The sequence below is a fragment of the Stackebrandtia sp. genome (assembly GCF_035643755.1).
In the GTDB taxonomy this organism is placed as follows: Bacteria; Actinomycetota; Actinomycetes; order Mycobacteriales; family Micromonosporaceae; genus Stackebrandtia.
The window spans coordinates 1-2,259 of record NZ_DASQPW010000232.1; the positions used below are offsets into that span (position 1 = coordinate 1).

Genomic DNA, 2,259 nt, shown 5'->3' on the forward strand with positions numbered 1-2,259 from the left:
ATGGCGATCGGGATGCCCGGCACCGTCGACTGCGCCTTGACGAACCGGCGCAACGCGATGGCGCTCATCGGTTCCAGGTCCTCCACCGGCTTGGTCTCCGGGGTGTTGATGGCGACCGCCAGCTGCTGGTTTCCGACCGACAGCCGGGTCTCGCAGAAGTCGGCGTCGGTGGGGGTGCGTTCCCACAGCCGCGCCGAGGCCGCGTGCGTCCACAGCGTCGTGGGATCGGGGTGCCGCCAACGCATCGCCGAGCGCTGCTGTTGGGCGGCGCGGCGCACCCGGCGCCGGGACTGCGCGAGATAGCGCATGTAGTCGCGGCGGGCGTTGAGCATGTCGCTCTTCTCGTCGCCGGTGTTCATGAAGCTCATGCCGATCATGCCGATCATGCCGACGCCCATCAGGCCGCCCACAATGGCGTATCGGCCGCTGAATCCCTGCCCCGCGTACATCAATCCCATGGCCAGGGCCATGCACAGCATCGGGATGATCATCAGCAACTGCAGGGCGCTGCGGTGTCCCGGCAGCGGCAGATCGGGCGGCGGCTCCAGAGGCAGTTCTCCGCTGGGCAGTTGGGGACCCTTCTGGCGGGGCCGCCTGCGGTAAACCACCGTGCTCACGTCAGGTTCTCCGTTCTGGAACGCGTCTGCCACGTCGCCTCATGGATTCTCCATCCTGCCGAGCAATTTGCCATTTTTCAATTGCCAAATATCCGAAAATTAACGACAAGTCACGCCAATACCGTGTGGAGCCAGGGATTTATTCTTCCGAGAAAGCCGGTAATGTCAAGACCGCTGCACGTTTTTCCCCTTCCACATTTCTGAGGAGCACGGTCATGGCCACCGCCATCACCGGATTGGTCCGGGTCACCGTTGTCGCGCCACACACCAGAATGGACGTGGCACTTCCCGCGAACGTTCCGCTGGCCGAGTTGCAGGCCGATCTGCTGGTACAGGCCGGCGCCTCCCCCGGAGGTGAATTCTTCGTCAACGACGGCGTCAAGGCCGGCGGTTGGACGCTGGCACGTCTCGGCGATCCCCCGCTGGACGCCGACCTGTCGCCGGCGCAGTTGAAGGTCAAGGACGGCGAGGAGCTCTACTTCCGGCTGGCCCAGGACACCGCGCCGGCCACCGTCTTCGACGACGTCATCGATGCCGTGGCCACGGCCGCGCTGGGGCGCGCCGGGCGCTGGAGCCGCGGGGCCGGGCGCACCGTCGGCTTCGTGGTCGGCAGCGTCGCGCTGGGCGGCGCGGCGGCCACCGCCATCACCATCGCCGATCTCGCCGCCGGGATCTTCATGCTGTCGTTGGGCGCGGTCGCCCTGGCCGCGTGTTGGGTGCTGTCCAAGGCGCTCGGCCAACCCAAGCCAGCGGTCCTGTTCGGACTGTTGAGTGTGGGCTGCGGCACGATCGGCGGCGCGCTCATCCTGGCCGACGGCGTCTCGCTCATCGAGCTCGGCGGCCCCCAGCTGGTGACCGCGGGCTGTTGCGCGGTCGCCTACGCGATCCTGTCCGGGCTGGCGGTGGACCGGGCGGCGCCACTGTTCCACTCGGTCGCGGTGGCCGGCTTCGGTCTGGTGATCGGCGCTTCCCTGACGGCCTGGCTCGACGTGCCGCCGTCGGCGTCGGCGGCCACCATCGGCTGTACCGCCCTGTGCCTGCTGCCGATGGTGCCGATGACGTCGTACCGGCTGGCGCAGCTGCCGCAGCCCGACATCCCCCGCAATCCGCAGGAGCTGCGCTCCGACCTGGCCGCACTGGACGGCGAACTGGCGCTGAAGCGCGCCGCCCGCGCCGACGAATACCTGTCGGGGCTGCTGGGCGCCTGCGCCGCGCTGCTCACCGGCGGCGGGGTCTGGTTGGGGCTCACCGGAACCGTCCCCGCTGCCATCCTGTGCGGCATGCTGGCGGCGCTGATGCTGTTGAAGGCCCGCAGCTTCGGCACCATCCGCCAGCGGCTGCCCCTGGTGGTCGGCGCGTTCGGCGCCCTGGGGGCGCTGGGCCTGTCCGGCATCCTCGGGCTGTCCGAGAGCCAACGGCTGCCGATCGTGGCGGGCTGCCTCACCGTGATGGCGGCGCTCGCGCTCACCCACGCCCTGGCGGTCGCGGGGCGCAAGATCTCCCCGGTGTGGGGACGCACCGGCGACATCGTCCAGATCATCCTGACCATCGGCGTGATCCCGATGCTGCTGTGGGTGTGGAACGCCTACTGGTGGGTGCGTTCGGGAAGCTGACCGACGCGAACAGAACGGCGGGGCGAGCC

Annotated in this window: 1 protein-coding gene and 1 pseudogene; one reads left to right on the forward strand and one right to left on the reverse strand. The window is 69.1% G+C overall.

Annotated elements, in window-relative coordinates:
* A pseudogene (locus tag VE172_RS18200) lies at positions 1–617 on the reverse strand (type VII secretion protein EccC); the annotation flags it as partial.
* Between the two features lie 215 nt (positions 618–832).
* On the opposite strand from VE172_RS18200, the gene eccD reads away from it, so the two are divergent.
* The gene (eccD, locus tag VE172_RS18205) at positions 833–2,230 is read left to right on the forward strand and encodes a type VII secretion integral membrane protein EccD (protein WP_324803382.1); all 1,398 of its coding nucleotides are present in this window, start codon (positions 833–835) and stop codon (positions 2,228–2,230) included.
* Positions 2,231–2,259: the final 29 nt, after the last annotated feature.